3 protein-coding genes are annotated in these 2,465 nt (G+C 70.2%); all 3 read right to left on the bottom strand.

The genetic code is table 11. The annotated features are described in order from the left end of the window. Nucleotides 1–165: baseplate hub domain-containing protein (locus DQ229_RS05320; protein WP_114964907.1), on the bottom strand; the 165-nt coding region annotated here is incomplete at its 3' end. Beyond that, nucleotides 162–788 carry a DUF2460 domain-containing protein gene (locus tag DQ229_RS05315; RefSeq protein ID WP_114965244.1) on the bottom strand — a complete coding sequence of 209 codons (627 nt, stop codon included), beginning with the start codon at nt 786–788 and terminating at the stop codon, nt 162–164. The genes DQ229_RS05320 and DQ229_RS05315, both read right to left, overlap by 4 nt. Next, nucleotides 788–2,465 (bottom strand): phage tail tape measure C-terminal domain-containing protein (locus DQ229_RS05310; RefSeq protein WP_114965243.1); only part of this gene is annotated, 1,678 nt, incomplete at its 5' end. The genes DQ229_RS05310 and DQ229_RS05315, both read right to left, overlap by 1 nt.

The following is a 2,465-nucleotide window of genomic DNA, read 5'->3' as shown; positions in this document are numbered from 1 at the left end:
CAGCCCGCTCTCCGGCTCGAATTCGGTGCCGTCAAAGGCGAGCGTCCGGTCATGATCGGTAAAACCGAAACTCACGCCATCGGCGCGCGTGATGCGCCAGCACCAGGCGAGCGTGGTCGTTCCGGCATCGAGATGCGCCTGCAGTGCAGGATCGAGCTGCTTCATCGCCGGATCTCCAGAAGCGGAATGGAGGTGATCGAGCCGAGCCGCTCGAGATCGAGCGTCACATCGAGCGTGTCGGTGTCGAAGCGCACCGGCACATCGAACTCGAAGCCTGCAGTGACCGCGACACCGCTGGCAGGGGCTGTGTCGAAACTCACCAGACCGGTGGTCGTATCGATGGACCAGCCGCTGGCCTGCTCCGCGCCATCGAGTGCGATGCGAACGGTTCCCACGACCGGCTTGGCGATGGCGCGGGTCCAGGTCTGGCTGCCCGAGGCATAGTGCTTGACCAGCTGGAACACCGTGGTCGCGCCGTCGCCCTCGCCGATGACCTGATCCTGCGGCCCCGGTGCCTGTGACGGCAGGCCGGACTTGTAATCCGCCCAGTCCTTGAACCGGAACCCGTGCAGGCGCCCGTTGCGGGCCTCGAAGAAGGCCACGACGGCGGCCAGATCATCGGCGCGGCGGATCCCGTAGGCCACGTCGTAGCGCCGGCGCGAATTAGCCCAACTGGCGTTCCGTTCCTCGTCGCCGCTCGCCAGCTCCACGATCTGGGTGCGGCGCTCCGGCCCGCCGCGCGCGCCGCGGCCAATATTGTCCGGAAACCGGACCTCGTGAAACGCCATCACATGCCTCGCCGCCCGAGATTGACCGCGCGCGCGATATCTGCGGCAACCTGTGTTCTGGACTGCCGAAAGCTCTCGGCGTCACGCGCCATGATGGTGACGTTCACGGTCGTTCCGCCATCGCCCCGCGCGCCATAGCCCGCCGCTTCCCGCCGCGAGAGCACGCGCTCACCGCGCTGCAGGATAGCGGGCACTTCGTCCGGCCAAAGCCCCGCCCAGCCACCGGAATGCATCCGCGGCGCACCCGCGAAGGCCAGCGCGGGGACCATGCGGCCGGGACCGGGCGCACCGACCGTGCCGCCCGCGTGCAGCACGGACGCGAACATGCCGCCCGCGCCGCCGAGCACACCAGAGAGTAGCCCCGCCAGCGGGCCGAGGATGAAGCGCCGCGCCGCGAGCCTTGCGAGATCGGCGATCATCGAGGTCACCAGATCGCGGAAGTCGAGCTTGCCCTTGCGCACGAAGTCCGCGACGGCGGTTTCGGCCGACCGGAAGGCGCCCACCAGCGCATCCCCGATATCGCTGCCGATCTCGCGGGCGCGGCCCGCATAGTCCGACAGCGCCGCCGTCACCGCCTGCCAGCCGGTCAGCGCCGTATCCGCACCGCTGCCGGTCTCGTCCCCCGCCCGGCGTCCGGCGGCACCGGCGCGCCCCGCGGCGGCTTCGGCATCATTGAGCGCCTCGGCCACGCGCCGCGCCCCGGCGCTCGCGGCATCGAGCGCGTCCTCGGTTTCATCTCCCGAACTCTGAACCGCCGCCACCAGCGCGACCATTGCCTCGCGCAGGCCGTCGAAGGCCGTGGCGCGGGTCTCCGCCGCGCGCTCGCGGAAGCGATCTGCGGCAACACCGGCGTTGCTGGCCGCATGATCCAACATCGAGGCCCAGGATTGCGCCCCGAACCAGTCGATCTGCAGATCCGAGCCGATGCGCTCGGACACTGCGTTGAAGGTCGGGCCGATCTGGCCCAAGAAATCGGCCCATTTGCCGGCAAGGAAGGCCATCAGTCGCGTCCAGATACCCTCGATATTGGCGCGCATGGCGCGGAAATCGTCGGCGAAGGCGCCGAGATAGCGGCCCATGCCGTCCCAGACCGCGCGCGCCACATCGCCCATCAGCTCGAGCGCATTGCCGAAACCCCCGGCGCCGGAGACCAGCCGCCCGAACTGGTAGACCAGCTCACCCGCGCCGACGATCAACGCACCGATCCCGGTGCGGATCAGCGCCCCGCGCAGAACCACGAGCGCTGTGGCCAGCCCGCGCACGGACAGCGCGGCGGCTGCCAGCCCTGCCACCCAGCGGCCGGCCATGAAGGCGGCAAAGCTGGTGGCGATGCCGGCAAGCCGCCCGAGATTGCCAAAAAGCCCCTGGATGGCCTGCCCGAGCGGGCCGGTCGTGCGGGCGACAGCCGCCATGACGTCGGCCACGGCCTCCAGCGCAGGCGCTGCGGCGACGGCCAGCTGGTTCGACAGCCCCCGCCAGATCAGCCCCAGTCGCGAGATCGCATCATTGGTGCGTTCGATCTGCGCGGCGTCCTGCTCCGAGACCACCACGCCGAAGTCGCGCACGTCCCTCGTGGCCTGGCGCAGCGTATCCGTATCGATGCGCCCGAACACGAGCGCGGCGCGGTCGCCGAAGAGCTGCGAGGCCACCGCCGCGCGCTCGGCCTCGGGCACGAAC

The organism is Alkalilacustris brevis, assembly GCF_003350345.1.
GTDB lineage: Bacteria > Pseudomonadota > Alphaproteobacteria > Rhodobacterales > Rhodobacteraceae > Alkalilacustris > Alkalilacustris brevis.
Note: the sequence above shows the minus strand (reverse complement) of the source record. Positions and strands in the feature narration are given on the sequence as shown.

Bases quoted from the DNA above. Each gene is read 5' to 3' on its own strand.
- DQ229_RS05315 (WP_114965244.1), bottom strand. From the start codon at position 788: ATGGCGTTTCACGAGGTCCGGTTTCCGGACAATATTGGCCGCGGCGCG.